22 protein-coding genes and 1 pseudogene are annotated in these 21,939 nt (G+C 69.7%); 6 read left to right on the forward strand and 17 right to left on the reverse strand.

What is annotated here, in order from left to right; all coding sequences use genetic code 11:
- Positions 1–4: 4 nt before the first annotated feature.
- The 11 genes from nuoK to ACIQNU_RS29635 are packed head-to-tail and all read right to left on the reverse strand — an operon-like array spanning position 5 to position 10,935.
- Positions 5–304, reverse strand: coding sequence for an NADH-quinone oxidoreductase subunit NuoK (gene nuoK, locus ACIQNU_RS29585; protein ID WP_389879939.1), 300 nt, complete (start codon positions 302–304; stop codon positions 5–7).
- Positions 301–1,116 (reverse strand): NADH-quinone oxidoreductase subunit J, encoded by an 816-nt coding sequence (locus tag ACIQNU_RS29590; RefSeq protein WP_401372246.1) that lies wholly within the window; start codon positions 1,114–1,116, stop codon positions 301–303. The genes nuoK and ACIQNU_RS29590 overlap by 4 nt, the downstream gene beginning before the upstream one ends.
- Positions 1,113–1,817 carry an NADH-quinone oxidoreductase subunit NuoI gene (gene nuoI, locus ACIQNU_RS29595; protein ID WP_401372248.1) on the reverse strand — a complete coding sequence of 235 codons (705 nt, stop codon included), beginning with the start codon at positions 1,815–1,817 and terminating at the stop codon, positions 1,113–1,115. Before nuoI ends, ACIQNU_RS29590 begins: the two co-directional genes overlap by 4 nt.
- Positions 1,810–3,195, reverse strand: a complete 1,386-nt coding sequence (gene nuoH, locus ACIQNU_RS29600; protein ID WP_401372249.1) for an NADH-quinone oxidoreductase subunit NuoH — start codon at positions 3,193–3,195, stop codon at positions 1,810–1,812. The genes nuoI and nuoH overlap by 8 nt, the downstream gene beginning before the upstream one ends.
- The gene (locus ACIQNU_RS29605) at positions 3,192–5,702 is read right to left on the reverse strand and encodes an NADH-quinone oxidoreductase subunit G (RefSeq protein ID WP_401372251.1); all 2,511 of its coding nucleotides are present in this window, start codon (positions 5,700–5,702) and stop codon (positions 3,192–3,194) included. The genes nuoH and ACIQNU_RS29605 overlap by 4 nt, the downstream gene beginning before the upstream one ends.
- Positions 5,699–7,060, reverse strand: coding sequence for an NADH-quinone oxidoreductase subunit NuoF (gene nuoF / locus ACIQNU_RS29610; protein WP_401372252.1), 1,362 nt, complete (start codon positions 7,058–7,060; stop codon positions 5,699–5,701). The genes ACIQNU_RS29605 and nuoF overlap by 4 nt, the downstream gene beginning before the upstream one ends.
- Positions 7,057–7,899 (reverse strand): NADH-quinone oxidoreductase subunit NuoE, encoded by an 843-nt coding sequence (nuoE, locus tag ACIQNU_RS29615; RefSeq protein ID WP_401372253.1) that lies wholly within the window; start codon positions 7,897–7,899, stop codon positions 7,057–7,059. Before nuoE ends, nuoF begins: the two co-directional genes overlap by 4 nt.
- Before the next feature lie 32 nt (positions 7,900–7,931).
- Positions 7,932–9,254, reverse strand: coding sequence for an NADH-quinone oxidoreductase subunit D (locus tag ACIQNU_RS29620; RefSeq protein ID WP_401372255.1), 1,323 nt, complete (start codon positions 9,252–9,254; stop codon positions 7,932–7,934).
- Positions 9,254–9,988, reverse strand: coding sequence for an NADH-quinone oxidoreductase subunit C (locus ACIQNU_RS29625; protein ID WP_401372257.1), 735 nt, complete (start codon positions 9,986–9,988; stop codon positions 9,254–9,256). The genes ACIQNU_RS29620 and ACIQNU_RS29625 overlap by 1 nt, the downstream gene beginning before the upstream one ends.
- Positions 9,985–10,539 carry an NADH-quinone oxidoreductase subunit B family protein gene (locus ACIQNU_RS29630; protein ID WP_301983200.1) on the reverse strand — a complete coding sequence of 185 codons (555 nt, stop codon included), beginning with the start codon at positions 10,537–10,539 and terminating at the stop codon, positions 9,985–9,987. Before ACIQNU_RS29630 ends, ACIQNU_RS29625 begins: the two co-directional genes overlap by 4 nt.
- 36 nt (positions 10,540–10,575) lie before the next feature.
- Entirely contained in the window at positions 10,576–10,935 is a 360-nt protein-coding gene (locus ACIQNU_RS29635) for an NADH-quinone oxidoreductase subunit A (protein ID WP_007490928.1), read from the reverse strand.
- A gap of 916 nt (positions 10,936–11,851) precedes the next feature.
- On the opposite strand from ACIQNU_RS29635, the gene ACIQNU_RS29640 reads away from it, so the two are divergent.
- On the forward strand, positions 11,852–12,673 hold the full coding sequence (locus tag ACIQNU_RS29640; RefSeq protein ID WP_401372260.1) for a C40 family peptidase: 822 nt from the start codon (positions 11,852–11,854) through the stop codon (positions 12,671–12,673).
- Positions 12,674–12,747: 74 nt separating this feature from the next.
- On the opposite strand, the gene ACIQNU_RS29645 is transcribed toward ACIQNU_RS29640, so the two are convergent.
- The gene (locus ACIQNU_RS29645) at positions 12,748–13,803 is read right to left on the reverse strand and encodes a hypothetical protein (protein WP_401372261.1); all 1,056 of its coding nucleotides are present in this window, start codon (positions 13,801–13,803) and stop codon (positions 12,748–12,750) included.
- A gap of 33 nt (positions 13,804–13,836) precedes the next feature.
- Here ACIQNU_RS29645 and ACIQNU_RS29650 point away from each other — a divergent pair, with 33 nt between their 5' ends.
- Both ACIQNU_RS29650 and ACIQNU_RS29655 read left to right on the forward strand, forming a co-directional pair.
- Positions 13,837–14,079, forward strand: a complete 243-nt coding sequence (locus ACIQNU_RS29650; RefSeq protein ID WP_146481737.1) for a hypothetical protein — start codon at positions 13,837–13,839, stop codon at positions 14,077–14,079.
- Positions 14,076–14,522: a DNA-binding protein gene (locus ACIQNU_RS29655; RefSeq protein WP_401372263.1), complete on the forward strand. Its 447-nt coding sequence runs from the start codon at positions 14,076–14,078 to the stop codon at positions 14,520–14,522. Before ACIQNU_RS29650 ends, ACIQNU_RS29655 begins: the two co-directional genes overlap by 4 nt.
- 60 nt (positions 14,523–14,582) lie before the next feature.
- On the opposite strand, the gene ACIQNU_RS29660 is transcribed toward ACIQNU_RS29655, so the two are convergent.
- Positions 14,583–15,896, reverse strand: coding sequence for a geranylgeranyl reductase family protein (locus ACIQNU_RS29660; RefSeq protein WP_401372264.1), 1,314 nt, complete (start codon positions 15,894–15,896; stop codon positions 14,583–14,585).
- A gap of 97 nt (positions 15,897–15,993) precedes the next feature.
- Here ACIQNU_RS29660 and ACIQNU_RS29665 point away from each other — a divergent pair, with 97 nt between their 5' ends.
- Complete coding sequence (locus ACIQNU_RS29665) at positions 15,994–16,557, forward strand: GNAT family N-acetyltransferase (RefSeq protein ID WP_401372266.1); 564 nt, start codon at positions 15,994–15,996, stop codon at positions 16,555–16,557.
- 141 nt (positions 16,558–16,698) lie between these two features.
- Positions 16,699–17,064, forward strand: a complete 366-nt coding sequence (locus ACIQNU_RS29670) for a PASTA domain-containing protein (RefSeq protein WP_401372267.1) — start codon at positions 16,699–16,701, stop codon at positions 17,062–17,064.
- On the opposite strand, the gene ACIQNU_RS29675 is transcribed toward ACIQNU_RS29670, so the two are convergent.
- The 3 genes and pseudogenes from ACIQNU_RS29675 to ACIQNU_RS29685 form a co-directional block, all read right to left on the reverse strand.
- Positions 17,048–19,351 carry a hypothetical protein gene (locus tag ACIQNU_RS29675; protein WP_401372453.1) on the reverse strand — a complete coding sequence of 768 codons (2,304 nt, stop codon included), beginning with the start codon at positions 19,349–19,351 and terminating at the stop codon, positions 17,048–17,050. The genes ACIQNU_RS29670 and ACIQNU_RS29675 overlap by 17 nt on opposite strands.
- 18 nt (positions 19,352–19,369) lie before the next feature.
- Positions 19,370–19,462: pseudogene (locus tag ACIQNU_RS29680) on the reverse strand (zinc-ribbon domain-containing protein); the annotation flags it as partial.
- Positions 19,463–19,537: 75 nt separating this feature from the next.
- On the reverse strand, positions 19,538–20,236 hold the full coding sequence (locus tag ACIQNU_RS29685) for a demethylmenaquinone methyltransferase (protein WP_401372269.1): 699 nt from the start codon (positions 20,234–20,236) through the stop codon (positions 19,538–19,540).
- Between the two features lie 193 nt (positions 20,237–20,429).
- Between ACIQNU_RS29685 and ACIQNU_RS29690 the strand changes: the two genes are divergently transcribed.
- The gene (locus ACIQNU_RS29690) at positions 20,430–21,452 is read left to right on the forward strand and encodes a chitinase (protein ID WP_401372436.1); all 1,023 of its coding nucleotides are present in this window, start codon (positions 20,430–20,432) and stop codon (positions 21,450–21,452) included.
- A gap of 22 nt (positions 21,453–21,474) precedes the next feature.
- Here the strand turns inward: ACIQNU_RS29690 and ACIQNU_RS29695 are convergent, their stop codons facing one another.
- Positions 21,475–21,924 (reverse strand): imidazolonepropionase-like domain-containing protein, encoded by a 450-nt coding sequence (locus ACIQNU_RS29695; RefSeq protein ID WP_401372271.1) that lies wholly within the window; start codon positions 21,922–21,924, stop codon positions 21,475–21,477.
- Positions 21,925–21,939: the final 15 nt, after the last annotated feature.

Here is a 21,939-nt window from a genome sequence, read left to right on the forward strand (position 1 = left end):
CCCCTTACAGCTTCATCAGGTCGGCGTCGTCGACCGAGGCCGAGTGGCGGGAACGGAACAGCGACACGATGATCGCGAGCCCGACCACGACCTCCGCGGCGGCGACGACCATCGTGAAGAACGCGATGATCTGGCCGTCGAGATTGCCGTGCATGCGCGAGAAGGCGACGAACGCGAGATTGCAGGCATTGAGCATCAGCTCGATGCACATGAACACCACGATCGCGTTCCGCCTGATGAGCACGCCGGTGGCACCGATCGTGAACAACAGGGCGGCGAGATAGAGGTAGTTGACCGGATTCACTTCGACGCCTCCTCGGGACGCGTCCGCTCCAGACGATCCTCGGAGCGTTGTTCGAGCGCCTTCAGGTCGTCGATGGCCTCGGCCGACACATCGCGGATCTGGCCCCGCGCGCGCAGCGTCTGGTTGACGGTCAGCTCGGACGGGGTGCCGTCCGGGAGGAGACCGGCGATGTCGACGGCGTTGTGCCGGGCGTAGACACCCGGGGCGGGCAGCGGCGGCAGGTGCTTGCCCTCGCGTACGCGCTCCTCGGCCAGCTCGCGCTGGGTCTTCGCGCGCTCGGTGCGCTCGCGGTGCGTGAGCACCATCGCGCCGACCGCCGCCGTGATGAGCAGGGCGCCGGTGATTTCGAAGGCGAAGACGTACTTGGTGAAGATGAGGGCCGCGAGGCCCTCCACATTGCCGTTGGCGTTCGCCGTCGTCAGGCCCGTGAACTGGGTGATCGAGGCGTTGCCGATGCCGGCGATCAGGAGGATCCCGAAGCCGAGTCCGCACACCAGGGCCAGCCAGCGCTGTCCCTTGATGGTCTCTTTCAGCGAGTCCGCGGCGGAGACACCGACGAGCATGACGACGAAGAGGAACAGCATCATGATCGCGCCGGTGTAGACGACGATCTGGACGATGCCCAGGAAGTAGGCGCCGTTGGCGAGGTAGAAGATCGCCAGAACGATCATCGTCGCGGCGAGACAGAGGGCGCTGTGCACGGCCCGCTTCATGAACACCGTGCACAGCGCGCCGATCAGGGCGACCGAGCCGAGGATCCAGAACTGGAACGCCTCGCCGGTCGATGTGGAGTAGGCGGCGAGCTGGCTCATGCCTGCGCCCCCTTCTCGGAAGCACCGGAAGCACCAGAGCCACCGGAAGCACCGGAGGCCCCCGAACTCCCCGCGTCGGCCGCTGTGTCCGCGCCCGGCCGCTCGCCCTTGGAGACGGCGACCTGCTGGGTGGTGCCCGGGGCGGCGTGCGTGACCAGCAGGTTGTAGTAGTCCTGCTCGTCGGTGCCCGGGTAGATCGCGTGCGGGGTGTCGACCATGCCCTCTTCGAGCCCCGCGAGCAGCTGCTCCTTGGTGTAGATCAGGTTCTCGCGGCTGCTGTCGGCGAGTTCGAACTCGTTCGTCATCGTCAGCGCGCGCGTGGGGCACGCTTCGATGCACAGGCCGCAGAGGATGCAGCGCGCGTAGTTGATCTGGTACACCCGGCCGTACCGCTCGCCCGGCGAGTAGCGCTCCTCGTCGGTGTTGTCGGCGCCCTCCACATAGATGGCGTCGGCGGGGCAGGCCCAGGCGCACAGCTCGCAGCCGACGCACTTCTCCAGGCCGTCCGGATGCCGGTTGAGCTGGTGCCGGCCATGGAATCGCGGCGCGGTCGTCTTCTGCTGCTCCGGATACTGCTCGGTCAGCCGCTTCTTGAACATGGCCTTGAAGGTCACGCCGAAGCCGGCCACGGGATTCTGGAACCCCTGTGCGGTATCCCTGGACTCGCTTGACTCGCTGGGCTCCCTGGATCGCTCAGTCATCGGACGCCTCCTTTCCTTCAACACCGTCACTCGCAGTATCCGACCCACCACTGACAATCAGCTCCCGCTCCCGGCGCGGGCGTCGCCGCGGCACCGGGGGAAGGGTCTGACCAGGCAGGGGTGGCACGGGGAATCCGCCCGCCATCGGGTCGAAGCCGACGGGTTCGTCGACCGGTTCGGCACCGGACGCCGCCTGGCCGCGGCCCTTGTCGCGGAAGATGTCCACGACGAACGAGAGCAGCAGCAGGGCAAGGATTCCGCCGCCGACGTAGAGCGCGATCTCGGCGAAGTCGTAGTTCTCGTTCCGCAGGGTCCGCACGGTCGCCACCAGCATCAGCCAGACGACCGACACCGGGATGAGGACCTTCCAACCCAGCTTCATCAACTGGTCGTAGCGGACGCGGGGCAGGGTGCCGCGCAGCCAGATGAAGAAGAACAGCAGCAGTTGCACCTTGAGAACGAACCAGAGCATCGGCCACCAGCCGACGTTGGCGCCCTCCCAGAAGGTGCTGATCGGCCATGGGGCCCGCCAGCCGCCCAGGAAGAGGGTCACCGACACCGCCGACACCGTCACCATGTTCACGTACTCGGCGAGCATGAACATCGCGAACTTGATCGAGGAGTACTCGGTGTTGAAGCCGCCGACGAGGTCGCCCTCGGACTCCGGCATGTCGAACGGCGCGCGGTTGGTCTCGCCGACCATCGTCACGATGTAGATCACGAACGACACCGGCAGCAGGAGCACGTACCAGCGGTCCGCCTGCGCCTCCACGATCGTCGACGTCGACATCGAACCGGAGTACAGGAACACCGACGCGAAGGCGGCGCCCATCGCGATCTCGTACGAGATCATCTGCGCGGCCGAGCGCAACCCGCCGAGCAGCGGATACGTGGATCCGGAGCTCCAGCCGGCGAGGACGATGCCGTAGATGCCGACGGAGGCGACCGCGAGGATGTAGAGCATCGCGATCGGCAGGTCGGTGAGCTGCATCGTGGTGCGCTGGCCGAAGATCGAGACCTGGTTGTCGGCGGGCCCGAACGGGATCACGGCGATCGCCATGAAGGCGGGGATCGCGGCGACCACGGGGGCGAGGACGTAGACGGCCTTGTCGGCGCGCTTGACGATCAGGTCTTCCTTGAGCATCAGCTTGATGCCGTCGGCGAGCGACTGGAGCATGCCCCAGGGGCCGTGCCGGTTGGGGCCGATGCGCAGCTGCATCCAGGCGACGACCTTGCGTTCCCACACGATCGAGAACAGCACGGTCACCATCAGGAAGGCGAAGCAGAACACCGCCTTGACGACCACGAGCCACCAGGGGTCGCGGCCGAACATCGACAGGTTCTCCAGGGCGAGCGAAGTCACCGTGTCCGGCGTCATGACGTCACCTCCGTGACCTCCTGTGACACCGGCGCCACCGCCGGTCCGATACGGACGAGTTCACCGGGGCGCGCGCCCGTGTCGGCGGCGACGCCGCCCCCGGTGGAGTTCAGCGGGAGCCAGACCACACGGTCGGGCATCTCCGTCACCAGCAGCGGCAGTTCCGTGCCGCCCGCGGGCCCGGAGACGGCGAGAACGTCACCGCTTTTGACGCCGACTTCGGCCGCCGTGGTGGCCGACAGTCGGGCGACGGCCGCGTGCCGGGTCCCGGCGAGCGCGGTGTCGCCCTGCTGAAGCAGGCCCTGGTCGAGCAGCAGCCGGTGTCCGGCGAGCACGGCCTCGCCCGCTGCCGGGCGCGGCGGCTGGGCCGAGGTCTCCAGCGGGTCGGTGGCCACAGAGCCGTCCCAGGCGCCGAGCCGATCCAGTTCGCCGCGCAGGGTACGCAGGTCGGGCAGGCCCAGATGTACGTCCATGGCGTCGGCGATCATCTGGAGCACGCGCGCGTCGGTGGGCGCCAGCCGGCGGACCATCTGTTCCGGCTTGAGCGCGGCCTCGAAGGTGCGGGCGCGGCCTTCCCAGTTGAGGAAGGTGCCCGCCTTCTCGGCGACCGCGGCGACCGGGAGGACCACGTCGGCGCGCCGGGTGACCTCACTGGGCCGCAGTTCGAGCGAGACGAGGAAGCCGACCGCTTCGAGTGCTCCCCGCGCGCGTGCCGGATCCGGCAGGTCGGCGACCTCGACGCCGGCGACGACCAGGGCACCGAGTTCACCGGTCGCGGCGGCCTCGACGATCTGGCCGGTGTCGCGGCCGTAGCGGAGCGGGAGTTCGGCGATGCCCCAGGCGGCGGCGGTCTCTACCCGCGCGCGCGGGTCGGTCGCCGGGCGTCCGCCGGGCAGCAGCGACGGCAGGGCGCCCGCCTCGACGGCTCCCCGGTCACCGGCGCGGCGCGGGATCCACACCAGCCGGGCACCGGTCGCGGTGGCGGCCCGTACGGCGGCGGTGAACCCGCCCGGCACGGCGGCCAGGCGCTCACCGACGACGATGACGGCGCCGTCGGCGCGCAGCGCCTCGGCGGCCCGCGCGCCGTCCCCGTCGAGTCCGACACCGCTCGCGAGGGCGTCCAGCCACTCCGTCTCGGTGCCGGGCGCGGCGGGCAGCAGGGTGCCGCCGGCCTTCTCCAGACCGCGGGTGGTGTGGGTCGCCAGCGAGAACGTGCGCTGTCCGTGCGCACGCCACGCCTTGCGCAGCCGCAGGAAGACGCCGGGCGCCTCCTCCTCGGCCTCCAGGCCGACGAGCAGGACGGCGGACGCGCCCTCCAGCTTGTCGTACGTGATGCCCGTGCCGTCGAGGGAGTGGCCCCGGCCGGCCACGCGGGCGGCCAGGAAGTCGGCTTCCTCGCTGCTGTGCACGCGCGCGCGGAAGTCGATGTCGTTGGTGTCGAGCGCCACGCGCGCGAACTTGCTGTACGCGTAGGCGTCCTCGACGGTGAGCCGGCCGCCGGTCAGGACACCGGCACGGCCCTTCGCCGCGGCGAGACCGCGGGCCGCCACGTCCAGCGCCTCGGGCCAGCTCGCGGGCTCCAGCTCACCGGTGTCCTTGTTGCGCACCAGGGGCTGGGTGAGACGGTCGGGCAGTTGTGCGTACCGGAAGCCGAAGCGGCCCTTGTCGCACATCCACTCCTCGTTGACCTGCGGGTCGTCGGCCGCCAGGCGGCGCATGACCTTGCCGCGCCGGTGGTCGGTGCGGGACGCGCAGCCGCCGGAGCAGTGCTCGCACACACTGGGCGACGACACCAGGTCGAAGGGGCGTGAACGGAACCGGTAGGCCGCCGACGTGAGCGCGCCGACCGGACAGATCTGGATGGTGTTCCCGGAGAAGTACGACTCGAAGGGGTCGCCCTCGCCGGTACCGACCTGCTGGAGCGCGCCCCGCTCGATCAGCTCGATCATCGGGTCGCCCGCGATCTGGTTGCTGAACCGGGTACAGCGGGCGCACAGCACACACCGCTCACGGTCGAGGAGCACCTGTGTGGAGATCGCCACGGGCTTCTCGTACGTCCGCTTCTTGCCGTCGAAGCGGGAGTCCGGGGAGCCGACCGACATGGCCTGGTTCTGGAGCGGGCACTCGCCGCCCTTGTCGCAGACCGGGCAGTCCAGCGGGTGGTTGATCAGCAGCAGCTCCATCACACCGCGCTGCGCCTTCTCGGCGACGGGCGAGGTGATCTGGGTCTTGACGACCATGCCGTCCGTGCACGTGATCGTGCAGGACGCCATCGGCTTGCGCTGGCCCTCGACCTCGACGATGCACTGGCGGCAGGCGCCGGCCGGGTCGAGGAGCGGGTGGTCGCAGAACCGGGGGATCTCGATGCCCAGCAGTTCGGCGGCCCGGATGACCAGGGTGCCCTTGGGCACGCTGATCTCGATGCCGTCGATCGTCAGGGCCACGAGGTCCTCGGGCGGGGGCGCCGCCTCGCCGCCCCCGGAGGGAGCGCTAGTGGTGACCGTCATGCGTTCACCTCCGTGGTGTCGATGGGGCCGTCGGCCCAGGCGGTCGACCGTGCGGGGTCGAAGGGGCACGCCCGGCCGGTGATGTGCTGCTCGTACTCGTCACGGAAGTACTTCAGCGAGGAGAAGATCGGGGACGCGGCTCCGTCACCGAGCGCGCAGAACGACTTGCCGTTGATGTTGTCGGCGATGTCGTTCAGCTTGTCGAGGTCGCTCATGGTGCCCTTGCCTGCCTCGATGTCCCGCAGCAACTGGACGAGCCAGTACGTGCCTTCACGGCAGGGGGTGCACTTGCCGCAGGACTCGTGGGCGTAGAACTCCGTCCACCGGGTGACGGCCCGTACGACGCAGGTCGTCTCGTCGAAGCACTGGAGCGCCTTGGTGCCGAGCATGGAACCGGCGGCGCCCACGCCCTCGTAGTCCAGCGGGACGTCAAGGTGTTCGTCGGTGAACATCGGGGTGGACGAGCCGCCCGGGGTCCAGAACTTCAGCCGGTGCCCGGCGCGCATCCCGCCGCTCATGTCGAGGAGTTGGCGCAGCGTGATGCCGAGCGGTCCCTCGTACTGGCCGGGGCTCGTGACATGGCCGCTGAGCGAGTACAGCGTGAAGCCCGGGGACTTCTCGCTGCCCATGGACCTGAACCACTCTTTGCCCTTGTGCAGAATCGCGGGAACCGACGCGATGGACTCCACGTTGTTGACAACAGTGGGGCAGGCGTAGAGGCCGGCGACGGCAGGGAAAGGGGGACGGAGTCGCGGCTGACCACGGCGGCCTTCGAGCGAGTCGAGCAGCGCGGTCTCCTCACCACAGATGTACGCGCCCGCGCCCGCGTGCACGGTGAGTTCCAGATCGAGTCCGCTGCCCAGGATGTTCTTGCCGAGGTAGCCCGCTTCATACGCCTCGCGTACGGCCTCGTGCACCCTGCGCAGCACGGGGACGACCTCACCGCGCAGATAGATGAACGCGTGTTCCGAACGGATCGCGTAACAGGCGATCACGATGCCCTCGATGAGGCTGTGCGGGTTCGCGAAGAGGAGCGGGATGTCCTTGCAGGTCCCGGGCTCCGATTCGTCGGCGTTGACAACTAGATAGTGAGGCTTGCCGTCTCCCTGCGGGATGAACTGCCACTTCATGCCCGTGGGGAATCCCGCGCCGCCGCGCCCGCGCAGGCCCGATTCCTTCACGTAGGCGATGAGGTCGTCCGGCGACATGGCCAGGGCCTTGCGCAGGCCCTGGTACCCGTCGTGGCGCCGGTAGACGTCCATCGTCCAGGACTTGTCCTCGTCCCAGAAGGCGGAGAGTACGGGTGCGAGCACCTTCTCCGGGTCCGTGTCGTTCAGCTCGGCTGTCACAGTCATCACTCCCCCTCCTCGGACACCGGACCCGCGGGGTGGGACGGGTCGGACGCCGAGGTGTTCTGCGGTGCGTCGTGCGAGCTGCGGTGCTCGGACCCGGGCTGCTGCCGGTCTTCGGGTGCGCGGTCCTGGGGTGCGCGGTCCTCGGGGGCGCCGGCGCGGGGGTGGACCACGCGCGGGGCGGCGTCCTCGCCCTTGGCCAGGCGGAGTCCGACGAGCGAGGCGGGGCCCGCGCCGCCGGTCGCCTCGACGGCTCCGGGGCGCTCGTCGGGGAAGCCGGCCAGGATCCGGGCGGTCTCCTTGAAGGTGCACAGGGGCGCGCCGCGCGTGGGCCGGACGGTCTCTCCCGCGCGCAGGTCGTCGACGAGGCGCTTCGCGGAGTCGGGGGTCTGGTTGTCGAAGAACTCCCAGTTGACCATCACGACGGGCGCGAAGTCGCAGGCCGCGTTGCACTCGATGTGTTCGAGGGTGACCTTGCCGTCGTCGGTGGTCTCGCCGTTGCCGACGCCGAGGTGCTCCTGGAGGGTGGCGAAGATGGCGTCGCCGCCCATCACCGCGCAGAGCGTGTTGGTGCAGACGCCGACCTGGTAGTCACCGCTCGGCTTGCGCCGGTACATGGTGTAGAAGGTGACGACCGCGGTGACCTCGGCGGTGGTCAGGTCGAGGATGTCCGCGCAGAACTTCATGCCGGTGCGCGTGACATGGCCCTCTTCGGCCTGGACGAGGTGGAGCAGCGGCAGCAGCGCGGACCGGGAGTCCGGGTAGCGGGCGATGACTTCCTTGGCGTCCGCCGTGAGCCGGGCGTGGACATCGGCCGGGTAGTCGGGTGCGGGCAGCTGGGGCATGCCCAGGCTCACCTCATGAGCAGGTGTGGCTGTCACCGGTCGACGCCTCCCATCACGGGGTCGATGGACGCCACGGCGACGATGACGTCGGCGACCTGGCCGCCCTCGCACATCGCCGCCATGGCCTGAAGGTTGGTGAAGGACGGGTCGCGGAAGTGGACCCGGAAGGGGCGGGTGCCGCCGTCGGACACGGCGTGCACACCGAGTTCGCCCTTGGGGGACTCGACGGCGGTGTACACCTGTCCGGCGGGGACCCGGAAGCCCTCGGTGACCAGCTTGAAGTGGTGGATCAGGGCCTCCATCGAGGTGCCCATGATCTTCTTGATGTGGTCGAGGGAGTTGCCGAGCCCGTCCGGGCCCAGGGCGAGCTGGGCGGGCCAGGCGATCTTCTTGTCGGCGACCATGACCGGGCCCGGCTCCAGGCGGTCCAGGCACTGCTCGACGATGCGCAGCGACTGCCGCATCTCCTCCAGGCGGATCAGGAAGCGGCCGTAGGAGTCGCAGGTGTCCGCGGTGGGGATGTCGAAGTCGTAGGTCTCGTAGCCGCAGTACGGCTGGGACTTGCGCAGGTCGTGCGGGAGGCCGGCGGAGCGCAGGATGGGTCCGGTGGCGCCGAGGGCCATGCAGCCGGCCAGGTCGAGATAGCCGATGTCCTGCATACGGGCCTTGAAGATGGGGTTCCCGGTGGCGAGCTTGTCGTACTCGGGAAGGTTCTTGCCCATCTGCTTGATGAACTCGCGGATCTGGTCCACCGCGCCGGGCGGCAGGTCCTGGGCGATCCCGCCGGGCCGGATGTACGCGTGGTTCATGCGCAGGCCGGTGATGAGTTCGTAGATGTCGAGAATGAGTTCACGATCACGGAAGCCGTAGATCATGATCGTGGTGGCGCCGAGTTCCATACCGCCGGTGGCGATGGCCACGAGGTGCGAGGACATCCGGTTCAGCTCCATGAGGAGCACCCGGATGATGGTCGCGCGGTCGGGGATCTCGTCCTCGATGCCGAGAAGTTTCTCGACGGCGAGACAGTAGGCGGTCTCGTTGAAGAACGGCGTCAGGTAGTCCATGCGCGTCACAAAGGTGGTGCCTTGTGTCCACGTACGGTATTCGAGGTTCTTCTCGATGCCGGTGTGCAGATAGCCGATGCCGCAGCGGGCCTCGGTGACCGTTTCGCCGTCGATCTCCAGGATGAGGCGGAGCACTCCGTGGGTGGAGGGGTGCTGGGGGCCCATGTTGACGACGATGCGCTCGTCGTCGGCCTTGGCGGCGGACTGGACGACCTCGTCCCAGTCCCCGCCGGTGACCGTGTAGACGGTCCCCTCGGTCGTCTCGCGGGGCGATGCAGATGGAGTGGTCATCAGGAGTACGACCTCCGCTGGTCCGGAGCCGGGATCTGGGCGCCCTTGTATTCGACGGGGATGCCGCCGAGGGGGTAGTCCTTGCGCTGCGGGAAGCCCTGCCAGTCGTCCGGCATCATGATCCGGGTCAGCGCGGGGTGGCCGTCGAAGACGATGCCGAAGAAGTCGTACGTCTCGCGCTCGTGCCAGTCGTTCGTCGGGTAGACGGGGACCAGTGAGGGGACGTGCGGGTCGGCGTCGGGGGCGGAGACCTCCAGGCGGATCAGCCGGTTGTGGGTGATCGAGCGCAGGTGGTAGACGGCGTGCAGCTCGCGGCCCTTGTCGCCGGGGTAGTGCACACCGCTGACGCCGGTGCACAGCTCGAAGCGGAGCGCCGGGTCGTCACGGAGGGTCTGGGCGACGCGGACGAGGTACTCACGCTCCACGTGGAAGGTGATCTCGTCGCGGTCGACGACCGTCTTGGCGAGGGCGTTCTCGGGGACGAGGCCCTGTTCCTCCAGGGCGCCCTCCAGCTCGTCGGCGACCTCGTCGAACCAGCCGCCGTAGGGGCGGGAGGCGGCGCCGGGGAGCCGGATGGAGCGGACGAGTCCGCCGTAGCCGGAGGTGTCGCCGCCGTTGTCGGCGCCGAACATGCCGCGCTGGACGCGGATCTCCTCGCCGTGGTCGCCCCGCTGACCGGGGAGGTTCTCGGCGTTGATGTCCTTGTCGGGGTTCACACCGTTCTGCTCACTCACCGCAGCAGCCCCTTCATCTCGATGGTCGGAAGGGCCTTGAGCGCCGCTTCCTCCGCCTCGCGGGCCGCCTCCTCGGCGTTCACCCCGAGCTTCGAGGTCTGGATCTTCTGGTGCAGCTTGAGGATCGCGTCGATCAGCATCTCGGGGCGTGGCGGGCAGCCCGGGAGGTAGATGTCGACGGGGACGATGTGGTCGACGCCCTGGACGATCGCGTAGTTGTTGAACATGCCGCCCGACGAGGCGCAGACGCCCATGGAGATGACCCACTTCGGGTTCGGCATCTGGTCGTACACCTGCCGCAGCACGGGCGCCATCTTCTGGCTGACACGGCCGGCCACGATCATCAGGTCGGCCTGGCGCGGTGAGCCGCGGAAGACCTCCATGCCGAACCGGGCGAGGTCGTAGCGACCCGCGCCGGTCGTCATCATCTCGATGGCACAGCAGGCCAGGCCGAAGGTGGCCGGGAAGACGGATGACTTGCGCACCCAGCCCGCGGCCTGTTCGACGGTGGTCAGCAGAAAACCGCTCGGCAGCTTCTCTTCGAGTCCCATTGGTGGCCCCTAGACCCCTCTATCCCTCGCGGGTTCTCAGTCCCATTCCAGGCCGCCGCGCCGCCATACATACGCGTATGCGACAAAGACGGTGAGCACGAAGAGCAACATCTCCACGAGCCCGAAAAGCCCCAGGGCGTCGAAGGTGACGGCCCAGGGGTACAGAAAGACGATCTCGATGTCGAAGATGATGAAGAGCATCGCCGTCAGGTAGTACTTGATCGGGAATCGTCCACCGCCGGCCGGTGTCGGCGTCGGCTCGATACCGCACTCGTACGCCTCTAGCTTTGCCCGGTTGTACCGCTTTGGACCGATTAGCGTGGCCATGACCACGGAGAAGATCGCAAAGCCTGCCCCGAGGGCTCCCAGTACGAGGATGGGCGCATACGCGTTCACCGCTCCTCGCTCCTCTCAGTCGGCACTGACTGCTACGGCGGGTTGAACTCACCCGCCCCACACATCCCATGGATCCCACGGGCCCCGACCATCTCGTAGATCATCGCGGCTCTGAAGATCGTGCTCATGTGAAGCAGGTCACAAGCCCAACTGCCGTGCATCCTATGCCTGAGGGTCTGTGATCTGCGACACGGGGTCCTTGATCGTCCTTGTGATCTCCACCACCCGGCCTCGGATCATGGGCTCGGCGGGCCGACGGCCTTCGTACGCGAAGCGCCCGAGCGGTCACCAGACGCGACAACTTCCCTCATTACCCCTGGTAGATGACGTTTCGCACTATCAAGGGGCGAGAGTCGGAGGCAAATTGGCGCTGGACGCGTGGCCCTGATAGAGGAGTCCGTTCACACCTCGGGGGGAGCCGGGGGGACAGGTGTGGACGACTTGCGCGTGTGCACACATTCACGAGCGATCCGCCGCGCGCGACGAGACCCGGCGGCAGCCGACGGCATCCGACGACACCCGACGACTCCGATCGACACCTGCCGACACCCGGGAAGCCACCCCGACGACACCCGAACGGACCCGTCGCGCCACCCCCGCGCGCCACCAGGGTCACCCGCACCGCGGAACCCAACAAGGACGCAGCACATCGTGAGACCGTTCCGTGACCTGTGCCACACCTGTGAAGATCCGGGAATGCGGGGCTTGGCCATCTGTGTCAACGGGTGGTAAGTGCAGGGCAATTCGGACGTAAATCAGAAAGCCCATGATCACAGGCATGATCACCCATGTCCGCATTGCCCGTTACGGCGTCAATAAAGAGCGACACGCCCGGGATTCAACCAACCTGTGAGCCAACTGTGGCGCAGCACACGTTTCTTGAAGGTAACGGCGACCCCCTGATACCGGTTGTCCCATGTCCCACACCGCTCACATACCCAGCCACCGGAAGCCCCGCCGCAGTGGCTCGAAGCTCGCACTGCGCGCCGGAGTTGCCGGTGGCGTCCTCAGCACCCTGGCAGTGGCCGGTGCGGCCGGGCCGGCGAACGCCGCCGAGCCCGTGACCGAGACCATCGAACTGCCCACGCTCACCGCCGATCTGGCCGTCCAGGTCGCCCACTCCGCGAGCGCCACCCAGCTCGCCGCGGTCTCCTACGAACTCCAGGCCGAGCAGGACGCGGCCACCGCGAAAGCCGCGAAGCAGGCCAAGAAGGACCAGGCGGACGCCGAACGCAAGGCGGAGGCCAAGAAGAAGGCCAAGGCCGAGGCGGAGCGCAGGGCCGCGGAGGAGCGCGCGTCGCGCACCGCCGAGCGCACCACGCTGAGCGCCCCCGCGGCCCCGTCCGCCGCCGCCAAGGGCAGCCAGGTCTCCGTGCCCTCCAGCGGCAGCGTCGCGGCCGTCATCAGCTTCCTGAAGGCGCAGCTCGGTGACGCGTACGTCATGGGCGGCACCGGACCGAACTCCTGGGACTGCTCCGGCCTAGTCCAGGCCGCGTTCCAGCAGGCCGGCGTGAGCCTGCCGCGCACCTCGCAGCAGCAGTCGACGGCGGGTACGCAGGTCGGTACGTCCAACCTCCAGGTCGGCGACATCCTCTACTGGGGCGGCGCCGGTTCCGCGTACCACACGGGTGTGTACATCGGTAACGGCCAGTACCTCGACGCGGCCAACCCTGCCAAGGGCGTGGTCGTGCAGGATCTGTCGGGCTACCCGGCGAGCGGCGCCATCCGCGTCCTCTGATCACAGAACAGAACAGACACCGAGGGCCGTCCTTCCCCAGCGGGAAGGACGGCCCTCGGTGATCGTGCGAAGGATCAGGCGGCCGGGGTCCCCGTGCCGGCCCGGCGGCGGTTCACGGCGAACAAGGCCGTGCCCACACCCGCCGCGAGCAGCGCACCCGCGCCGATCAGCAGGACGCCACCGGCGCCGGTGAGCGCGAGACCGCCGCCCGAGTCCGTACCCGCGCCGGAACCGGAAGTGGAACCGGAACCCGAAGTACCACCGGAGGCAGAGCCACCCTCGTCGCCGCCGCCCGTTGAGCCGCCGGTCGTCCCGCCGTCCGTCGCACCCCCGGACGTGTCGCCGCCCCCGGTGCCCGTTCCGTCGTCCGTCGGGTTGAGGACGATCCACGCGGTGTTGTTGGACTTGTCGGTCTCCCGGGGGTCCTCCCAGCCGGGGAGCCCGACCTTGCCCTTGGCGTTCTTCACGACCTTGTCGATACGGAACTCGAAGGGGAAGGTCAGCGACGCGTCCTCCAGGAGCGGGGTGTCGACCCAGCAGAGGTAGCCCCGCTCACCGTCGTTCAACGTGGTGTACGTGCACCGGTCGGGGCTCTTGGTGGCCTTCGCGCCCTGGGGAACCTTGATGGTGAAGGCGATCGGCTCACCGCCGGAGCGCAGCGTGCTGATCCAGGCGGCCCCCTTGTTGCGGAAACCGACCGTCACCGGGACGGTGTCCCCCACGTCACCCTTGCCCGAGGCGCCGGTCACCGCCAGGTCGTAGGTGTTGTTGGTGGGGAAGTCCATTTCGGCGTACCGGGTGTAGTCGCCGGGCTCGGTGCCCTGGACCTCCTTCAGACCGAGGACGGGTCCGGTGCCGGGCCGGTAGTCCTTGGCGGACCGCAGGGCCTTGGCCTGCTGCGGCGAGACCGCCGAGAAACCGTAGTTGAAGATGTCGAACAGGGCGAAATCGGCGCTCTTCGCCCGGACGGGCTCCGTGACCTCATAGGCGGCGCCCGCCTTGAAGGTGCCGGGGAAGGTGCAGATGGCGGTCGTGCCCTGGCGCAGCAGGGAGCCGTCCGACACCGTCTCGTAGGAGCAGTTGCTGTACGAGTCGGGGAAGCTCAGCCCGCGCGAGCCGCCATCGGCCAAGAAATTTCCTACCAGTGGTGTTACGTTTTGGATATGAGCAGCCACGCAGCCCATCAGGCCGCCGAGCGGGCCGGTAAGAGATCCGTGTCGCTGGCGCAATCGTTGATCAAGGAAGTCGAAGAGCGCACCGGCAAGAACGGCTTTTCCTCCGTTGTGGCCGAAGCCCTGGAGGAGTGGCTCGCCGCGCAAAAGCTCCGCGAGGTCGTGGCCGCCGACCGCAAGGCGTTCGGCCCTGTCTCCGCCGAAGCGCGGCGGCAGGCGGAACAGGAGTGGTGAGCAAGCGCCTCAAGATCAAGGCCAAGAGCGAGGGCACGCTCGTCCTGGACGCCCAAGGGCTCTCGCTGCACGTCGACGGCGACGAGGGGATGCGGGCGCGCGTCGAGGTCGCTCAGCGCAGTGGCCGACGAGTGGCGCTGTCCGCCCTGACACCCCTGGAAGTCCGCCGAAGCGGAGAGGCCGCCAAGCGGCTGCAGTACCTACTGTCACGCTTCGACGTGAAACCGGTCAGCGACGCGGTGATGGACGCCGCGGCACAACTGCTGGACACCTCGGGCCTTGACGGACACGAATGCCTCGTGGACGCACTCGTGGTGGCCACGGCCGCGCTCTGCACACCCCCGGTGCTGCTCGTCACATCCGACAAGTCGCACATCCCGGCCCTCTGCAAGGCTGCCGAGGAACTTCCGGGCTCGCCGCACGTGAAGATCGTCAACGTCTGAGCGTGCAACCGTGTACGCCGGGCCGCTCGGCCTTGTGCCGCGCGACCCGGCCTCGAACGATCACGCCTTCGGAGCCACCTTGCTCAGCACGTTGATGATCCGGTCGCTGACGTCGCCGTGCGTCGGGTCCGTCAGGTTGGCCAGCATCTTGAGCGTGAAGCGCATCAGCATCGGGTGGGTCAGACCGCGCTCCGCGGCGAGCTTCATGATCTTCGGGTTGCCGATGAGCTTCACGAAGGCGCGGCCCAGCGTGTAGTAGCCGCCGTAGGTGTCCTTGAGGACCTTCGGGTAGCGGTGCAGGGCGAGTTCGCGCTGCGCGGGGGTCGCACGGGCGTGGGCCTGCACGATGACGTCGGCGGCGATCTGCCCCGACTCCATGGCGTACGCGATGCCCTCACCGTTGAACGGGTTCACCAGGCCGCCCGCGTCACCGACGAGGAGCAGGCCCTTCGTGTAGTGCGGCTGGCGGTTGAAGGCCATGGGGAGCGCGGCGCCGCGGATCGGCCCCGTCATGTTCTCCTCGGTGTACCCCCACTCCTCCGGCATCGAGGCGCACCACGCCTTGAGCACCTCGCGCCAGTCGAGTTCCTTGAACGCGGCGGAGGTGTTGAGGACGCCGAGCCCGACGTTGGACGTGCCGTCGCCCATGCCGAAGATCCAGCCGTACCCGGGCAGCAGCCGGTCCTGCGGGCCGCGCCGGTCCCACAGCTCCAGCCAGGACTCCAGGTAGTCGTCGTCGTGCCGGGGCGAGGTGAAGTACGTGCGGACCGCGACGCCCATCGGGCGGTCCTCGCGGCGGTGCAGGCCCATCTGGAGGGACAGGCGCGTGGAGTTGCCGTCGGCGGCGACGACCAGCGGGGCGTGGAAAGTGGCGGGCTTCTTCTCCTCGCCGAGCTTGGCGTGGACACCCGTGATACGGCCGGTGCGCTCGTCGGTGATCGGGGCGCCGACATTGCACCGCTCGTACAGGCGCGCGCCCGCCTTCTGGGCCTGGCGGGCGAGTTGCTCGTCGAAGTCGTCGCGCTTGCGGACGAGTCCGTAGTCAGGGAAGGAGGCGAGATCCGGCCAGTCGAGCTGGAGGCGGACACCGCCGCCGATGATCCGCAGACCCTTGTTACGCAGCCAGCCGGCCTCTTCGGAGATGTCGATACCCATCGCGACCAGCTGTTTGGTGGCGCGCGGCGTGAGGCCGTCCCCGCACACCTTCTCGCGCGGGAAGGCGGTCTTCTCCAGCAGCAGGACGTCCAGGCCGGCCTTGGCGAGGTAGTACGCCGTCGTCGATCCGGCCGGCCCGGCCCCGACGACGATCACATCCGCCCGATGTTCCGAGGCAAGGGGTTCGGAGGAGCGGGGTGCGGAGAGGGGCTCGGTCACGGCGGGTTCTCCCCAAGACTCGTAATCAGCGTGCCGACGGCACGGGACGTGTGCAGTCTATGAGGCGGTACTGATCAGCTAGCTGAAGGGCTGCCCTGTGAGCCGAGCACTCCCCGCCGTACAGCTGCGTGTCCCCACCGACGAGGACGCTTTCGCCTGGCACCGCGTCTTCGACGACCCCGACGTCATGGAGTTCCACGGCGGCAGGTCCGCGGAGCTTTCGGTCTACGAGGAGTTGACGGCACGCCAGCGCCGGCACGACGCCGAACACGGCTTCTGCCTGTGGACGATGCTCGGCGCGAGGGGCCCGAGCGGGGCGGCGGACGGGGAGAGCAGCGGAGAAAACGGCGGAGGGAACGGTGGGGAGATCATCGGATTCACCGGCGCGCAGCCGTGGCCGCACGCCTGGGGTCCCGCGGGCGAGATCGAGATCGGCTGGCGGCTGGGGCGCGCGTACTGGGGGCAGGGGTATGTGACGGCGGCGGCGCACGCGACCCTGGAGCGGGTACGGGCGGCGGGTGTCCGCAGTGTCGTGGCGATGGTCGACGCGCGCAACGAACGGTCCATCGCGGTGACGCGGCGGCTGGGCATGGAGCTGGCGGAGACGTTCACGGCACCGCAGTCGGAGCGGACCGGCCACTGCTACCGGCTGGACCTGTGACCGGACCGGTGACCGCCCGAGCCGGGTGAACCGTTGAACCGTTCAGGTACGGGGCGTGGTGGCCCGCGCACCGGACGTCGCGACAGTTCCGGCGGACCGGTGCGGAGGGCTACCCTTGCCGGTATTGCTGGGGGTGAATCCGTGCGCTTTACACCCAAGACACCGGAAGTGCGGGTACCGCGGTTCGTCGGCCTGATGGCGATGGACGCCCGGGAGACCGCCGCGGCGCGCGGCGTGCTGCTCGCCGCGCCCGACCGCCCGAACTTCGCACGCGTCGTCGTCGACTACGTCGTACGCCAGTACCCGCCGCCCGATACCGAGGTGCCGCGCGGCGCGGTGGTGACCGTGTGGTTCGACCTCGGCCCCGACGAGGGCGACGGCGGCGCGGGCGTCCGCGAGCCGCGCGTCCCGATCCCGCCGCCGGGCGGAGTGCGCCGCGAGATCGACGAGACCGGTGAGCGCGGTACGACTCCCGGTGAGTTCCAGCCGCTCACGACGGGTCCGTGAGCCGCCAGGAGTCCAGGGCGGTACGGAAGGTGGCGGCCAGGTCGCTGTCCCACAGGTCGTCGTGGCCGGTGAGGAGGACGGCGTACTCGGTACCGTCCGCGGCGACATACCCCTGGTCCTTGCAGTGGACGCTCTGCCCGGCCTCGTCGGTGTAGGTGTACTCCCAGACGGCGCCCGCACGCCCCTGGAAGCTGTTCTTCGACAGCCCCAGACGCCGGTAGTCGCTCTTGTTCTTCTTCGCGAGCGCCTCCATCTTCAGGAAGTTGTCGTACGAGGAGTAGCCCGCGTCCGGGATGACGCCGACGGTGAAACTCTCCAGCCCTGTCGACCCGGCGTAGGTGACCTGGCTGCCGTACTTCACGCCCTGGCGGGTCCAGACGTCCGGGACGGCGAAGGAGAAACCGAAGGGGTCGGTGACCCGTCGGTACCCCTCGGGCGCGGCGGCATCCGCCGCGTCGGCGGACTCGGAGGGGCCGGCGGCATCCGTGCCGGCGGTCAACTCCCCGGTGGGGTCGACCGGCAGACGCTCGGTACCGGTCGGATCCCGCGACACATCGGCGCTGTGGGACTCCTCGGTCCGGGGCCTGGGGTCGTCGCCGCCCCGGTCCTGCCACACCAGCACCCCGGCAGCGGCACCGCCTCCGACGAGGAGCGCCCCGGCGACGGTGGCGGCCCACACACCGGTACGAGCAGGCCGGGACGGCCCGGGGCTCTGAGGTCCGGTGCTCAGGTGGACGGGGTCGAGGGTGTACGGGGCAGGAGTGACGGGTGGTGTGTGAGTGACGGGTGGAGTGTGGGTGGCGGGTGGTAGGTGAGTGACGGTTGGTACGTAGGCGTCGGGCGGTACGGAAGCGTCAGGTACGGGAGTCCCGGGCGGCACGGGCCCGGTCGGCGGCACCGGAGACCCGAGCGGCGCCACGAACCGCCCCAACACCACGAACCGCCCCAGCAGCACCCCGCCCCCGACCCACGCCAGCCCGAACAGCAGCGCGTCCGACACGCTCGTGCCCACGTCGACCGTGCCGCCGACACCGATCAGACCGGTCGCATCGCTGGTCTCGGTCCCGAGCCCGCCGACCCCGGCGAGCAGCAGGAACACGCCCAGGAACACGCCTCCGGCGAGAAACCGCTCCCGCAGGTCGGCCGAGCGGCGCGCGGCCAGGGCGCCGAGCGTGAGCACGCAGATCGCGCCGAGCGCCAGCGCGCCCACGACGGCCCACGCGCCCCAGGCGTCGCCGAGCGCGGAGAGCCCGAACGACTCGTGCTCGTAGCCGCGCTCGCCGTACGCCGAGGCACCGCGCACTTCGGCCTCCACGGGGGCGCCCCAGGAGATTCCGAGCAGGCCGACGGCCAGGTTCGGCAGGACGAGGAGCGCGACGACGAGCGGCGAGACCCCGCTGCCGTCGAAGTCGGACGCGCTCGACCATTCGTCGTCCTGGGCGAGGACCACGAACGCGACGACCGAGCAGAGCACCAGGACCGCGCCGAGCGCCCGCAGCCCCGTACCGGTGGCGCGGACCAGCGCGTGGACGCCGGGCCGGGCGGCGAGCCAGGGGGCGAGATCGGCGCCGCACAGGACGGCACAGGCGACGACCAGGGACAGGAGCAGGGCGCCGAGCGTGGCGAGCAAGGGTGCGGACGAGATGTCCACGCCGGCGACCGAGGGCTGCGCGAACAGGGCGAGGGCCAGGACGGCGACGGTCACCGTCACGGTTACCCGGACGGCGGCTTCGAGCCCTTCCGTACGCCCTGGGACGCCCGGGTGACCCGGGACACCGAAGGAGCGGCGCGCGAGATTCCGGTTCCGCAGCACGCGTACGCCGATGTACAGCGCGAGCAGCCACAGCGCCGTCACAGTCAGCGGAATCACCGAGAAGGAGCCGCCCTCCGCGGGTCCCCCACCGCCTCCGTGCCCGAGGCCATCGCCGTAACCGGGCCCGTAGGGGCTGCCCGGCGACTCCCCGAAGACCCGGCTCTCCCGGATCGACAACCCGCCGCCGAGCCCCTGGAGCAGCAGCGCGAGCGCGATCCGTGTCCGGTCGGCGAATCCGACGAGGACGTGGTCGCCCTGCCCGTACGACGGGACGGCGAGCGCGAGGGCCGCGAGCACCAGCAGCCCCACGGGCCAGAGCGCGGCCCGCGCGGCCCCGGCCCAGTCCCCGCGAACCGCCCGCCCGAGGAAGGCCCCGACGGGCGAGGGCCGGGCGGGACCGGGGATGTGGGCGGGAGGCGGCGGGACACCCGGCACCGGAGGAGCGCCCTCCGGCACCTCCGGCACCTTCGGCACCGTCGGCACCCGCTCACGACCGCACCGCATACAGAAACGGGCTTCGTCCGGCGAGGGTGACCCGCAGTGCGGGCAGTACGACGTCACGTAACCCTCGGACACCGCATCCACGTGACCGGTTCCCGTCAAACAGGGTTCCGTTCAAGGAAGTTCCGTGGAGAACTCATCCACGTACGGCCGCCCGCGTCACTCCGCCGGCTTGAACCCCCGGTGCAGCGCCACGATCCCGCCGGTCAGATTCCGGTACGCCACCTTCGACCAGCCCGCCTCCACCAGCCGCGCGGCGAGCGCGGGCTGGTCGGGCCAGGCGCGGATGGACTCGGCGAGATAGACGTACGCGTCGGGGTTGGAGGAGACCGCGCGGGCCGTCGGGGGCAGGGCGCGCATCAGGTACTCGGTGTAGACGGTACGGAAGGGGGCCCAGGTCGGATGCGAGAACTCGCAGATCACGACCCGTCCGCCGGGCCGCGTCACCCGGTACAGCTCGCGCAGCGCGGTGTCCGTGTCCTGGACGTTGCGCAGCCCGAAGGAGATGGTCACGGCGTCGAAGGTGTCGTCCTTGAACGGCAGCCTGGTCGCGTCGCCCGCCGTGAACGGCATCCAGGGGTGCCGCCGTTTGCCGACCTGGAGCATGCCGAGGGAGAAGTCGCACGGCACGACATAGGCGCCGGTCTGCGCGAAGGGCAGCGACGAGGTGGCGGTCCCGGCGGCGAGGTCGAGGACCTTCTGCGCGGGCCGGGCGTCGACGGCCTTCGCGACCGCCTTCCGCCAGACCCGGTCCTGGCCGAGCGACAGCACGTCGTTGGTCAGGTCGTACTTCTCGGCCACGTCGTCGAACATCGAGGCGACTTCGTGCGGCTGCTTGTCCAGGGATGCGCGGGTCACCCGCCCATTGTGGCAGGGGGCACCGGACCGGCCGCGCAGGGCCTCCCGGCGCCCGTCCGGAGGCGACCCGGAGGCGGTTCGTAGGCGACCCGAGGCGTGCCGAATGTGAGACATTCCGTTCCATGGCCGGAAAAGGCCAGAAAAGAGCCAGAAAACGGACGACTCAGGAACGGATGTCAGCACGGTGCGGACTCTGCGGACTCTTCTGAAATCGGCCGCCGGACTCGTCTGCGCCGGTGCGCTGACCCTGACGGGATGCTCGTCGCCCTGGCCGCCGGGCCCGGTCGGCGCCCGCACCGCGAACCCGACCCGCACCCCCGGAATCGGCGCGTCCGCGAGGCCCACGGGACCGCCGTACACCCCGTACGTCAGCGCCACGACCGCCGCCGACACGGACACCGCGGGCTCCCCCGCCGCGTACAACCTGGCCTTCGTCGTGGCGGACCGGGCCAGTTGCACGCCCCAGTGGGGCGGGAGCGCCGCCGTGGACGATCCGGCGGTGTCGGCCCGTATCCGCGAACTGACCGCGCCGGGCCGTGCCGTACGGGTCTCCTTCGGCGGCGCGGACGGCACCGAACTGGCGCTGGCCTGCGAGAGCCCGTCCGCGCTCGCCGACGCCTACGCACGCGCGCTGGACAACGCCGACGCCACGGAGGCCGACTTCGCCGTCAAGGGCGCGAACCTCTCCGACCCGGTCTCGGTCACGCGCCGTCTGGAGGCCATCGCGCAGTTGCAGGAGCGGCGCGATCTGAAGGTGTCGTTCAGCCTGCCCGCGCTGCCGACCGGCCTGGAACCGGACGGGGTCGCGCTCCTCGAATCCGCCGACGACCACGGCGTGGACATCGCGGCGGTCAACGTCCTGGCGATGAACTACGGCACGTCCTACACCGGCGACATGGGCGACTACGCGATCACCGCGGCGACCGCGGCCCAGGCCCAGATCGGTTCCGTCTTCGGCCTGTCGGACCCGGACGCGTGGCAGCGGCTCGCGGTGACGGTCATGCTCGGCGTCAACGACGTACAGGGCGAGACGTTCACCCTCACGGACGCGACCCGTTTCCGCGCTTTCGCCAAGCAGAAGAACTTGGCCTGGCTCTCCTCCTGGTCCACCTTCAGAGACCACCAGTGCACCAACGGAGCAGCGACCCGCTCCTCGACGACGTGCAGCGGGGTGTTGCAGGAGCGGGGCGCCTTCGCCCGAGCCCTCTCCGGCTGACCTCGCCGGTTGACCTCTCCGGCTAGCGAAGCCGGTGCACGAGTCGCCCCGCGCACACCGTCGCCACGCACCCTCCACCCTCATCAAGAACGGCCAGATCGGCCCGCCCGCCCTCGGCAAGAACCGGCCCGGGTTCCGACGGCCCGAGCACCAGCAACCCGCCCCGCTCGACCGCAGACCTCACGGCCGCCGACTCCACGTACTCACCGACCACCCCCACCACCCCCGCCCGCAAAAGAAGATGCACCCGCTCCCGAGGCGTCGGCGCGTCCGGCAGCGCCCCCACGTGCACCCGCCCGGGTCCGAGCACCCCGCCCCACTCCCGCACCCGCGCCCCCGGAAACCGCTCCCGCAGCGCGCCGAGCGCCCCGATCCCGGCGATCCGGTCACCCCGTACGGCCACGGCGGCCCCGGCCAGAGGCTCCGCGTCCCAGGCGACCCGTACGGCGTCGGCGGTGTGAATCGTCAGCACGACAAGGCCGCCCGT

The organism is Streptomyces sp. NPDC091292, assembly GCF_044757265.1.
Taxonomy (GTDB): domain Bacteria; phylum Actinomycetota; class Actinomycetes; order Streptomycetales; family Streptomycetaceae; genus Streptomyces.

Bases quoted from the DNA above. Each gene is read 5' to 3' on its own strand.
- ACIQNU_RS29620 (WP_401372255.1), bottom strand. From the start codon at position 9,254: ATGACCACTCCATCTGCATCGCCCCGCGAGACGACCGAGGGGACCGTC.
- nuoI (WP_401372248.1), bottom strand. From the start codon at position 1,817: ATGACTGAGCGATCCAGGGAGCCCAGCGAGTCAAGCGAGTCCAGGGAT.
- ACIQNU_RS29630 (WP_301983200.1), bottom strand. From the start codon at position 10,539: ATGGGACTCGAAGAGAAGCTGCCGAGCGGTTTTCTGCTGACCACCGTC.
- ACIQNU_RS29650 (WP_146481737.1), top strand. From the start codon at position 13,837: ATGAGCAGCCACGCAGCCCATCAGGCCGCCGAGCGGGCCGGTAAGAGA.
- ACIQNU_RS29590 (WP_401372246.1), bottom strand. From the start codon at position 1,116: ATGAGCCAGCTCGCCGCCTACTCCACATCGACCGGCGAGGCGTTCCAG.
- nuoE (WP_401372253.1), bottom strand. From the start codon at position 7,899: ATGCCCCAGCTGCCCGCACCCGACTACCCGGCCGATGTCCACGCCCGG.
- nuoH (WP_401372249.1), bottom strand. From the start codon at position 3,195: ATGACGCCGGACACGGTGACTTCGCTCGCCCTGGAGAACCTGTCGATG.
- ACIQNU_RS29605 (WP_401372251.1), bottom strand. From the start codon at position 5,702: ATGACGGTCACCACTAGCGCTCCCTCCGGGGGCGGCGAGGCGGCGCCC.
- ACIQNU_RS29640 (WP_401372260.1), top strand. From the start codon at position 11,852: ATGTCCCACACCGCTCACATACCCAGCCACCGGAAGCCCCGCCGCAGT.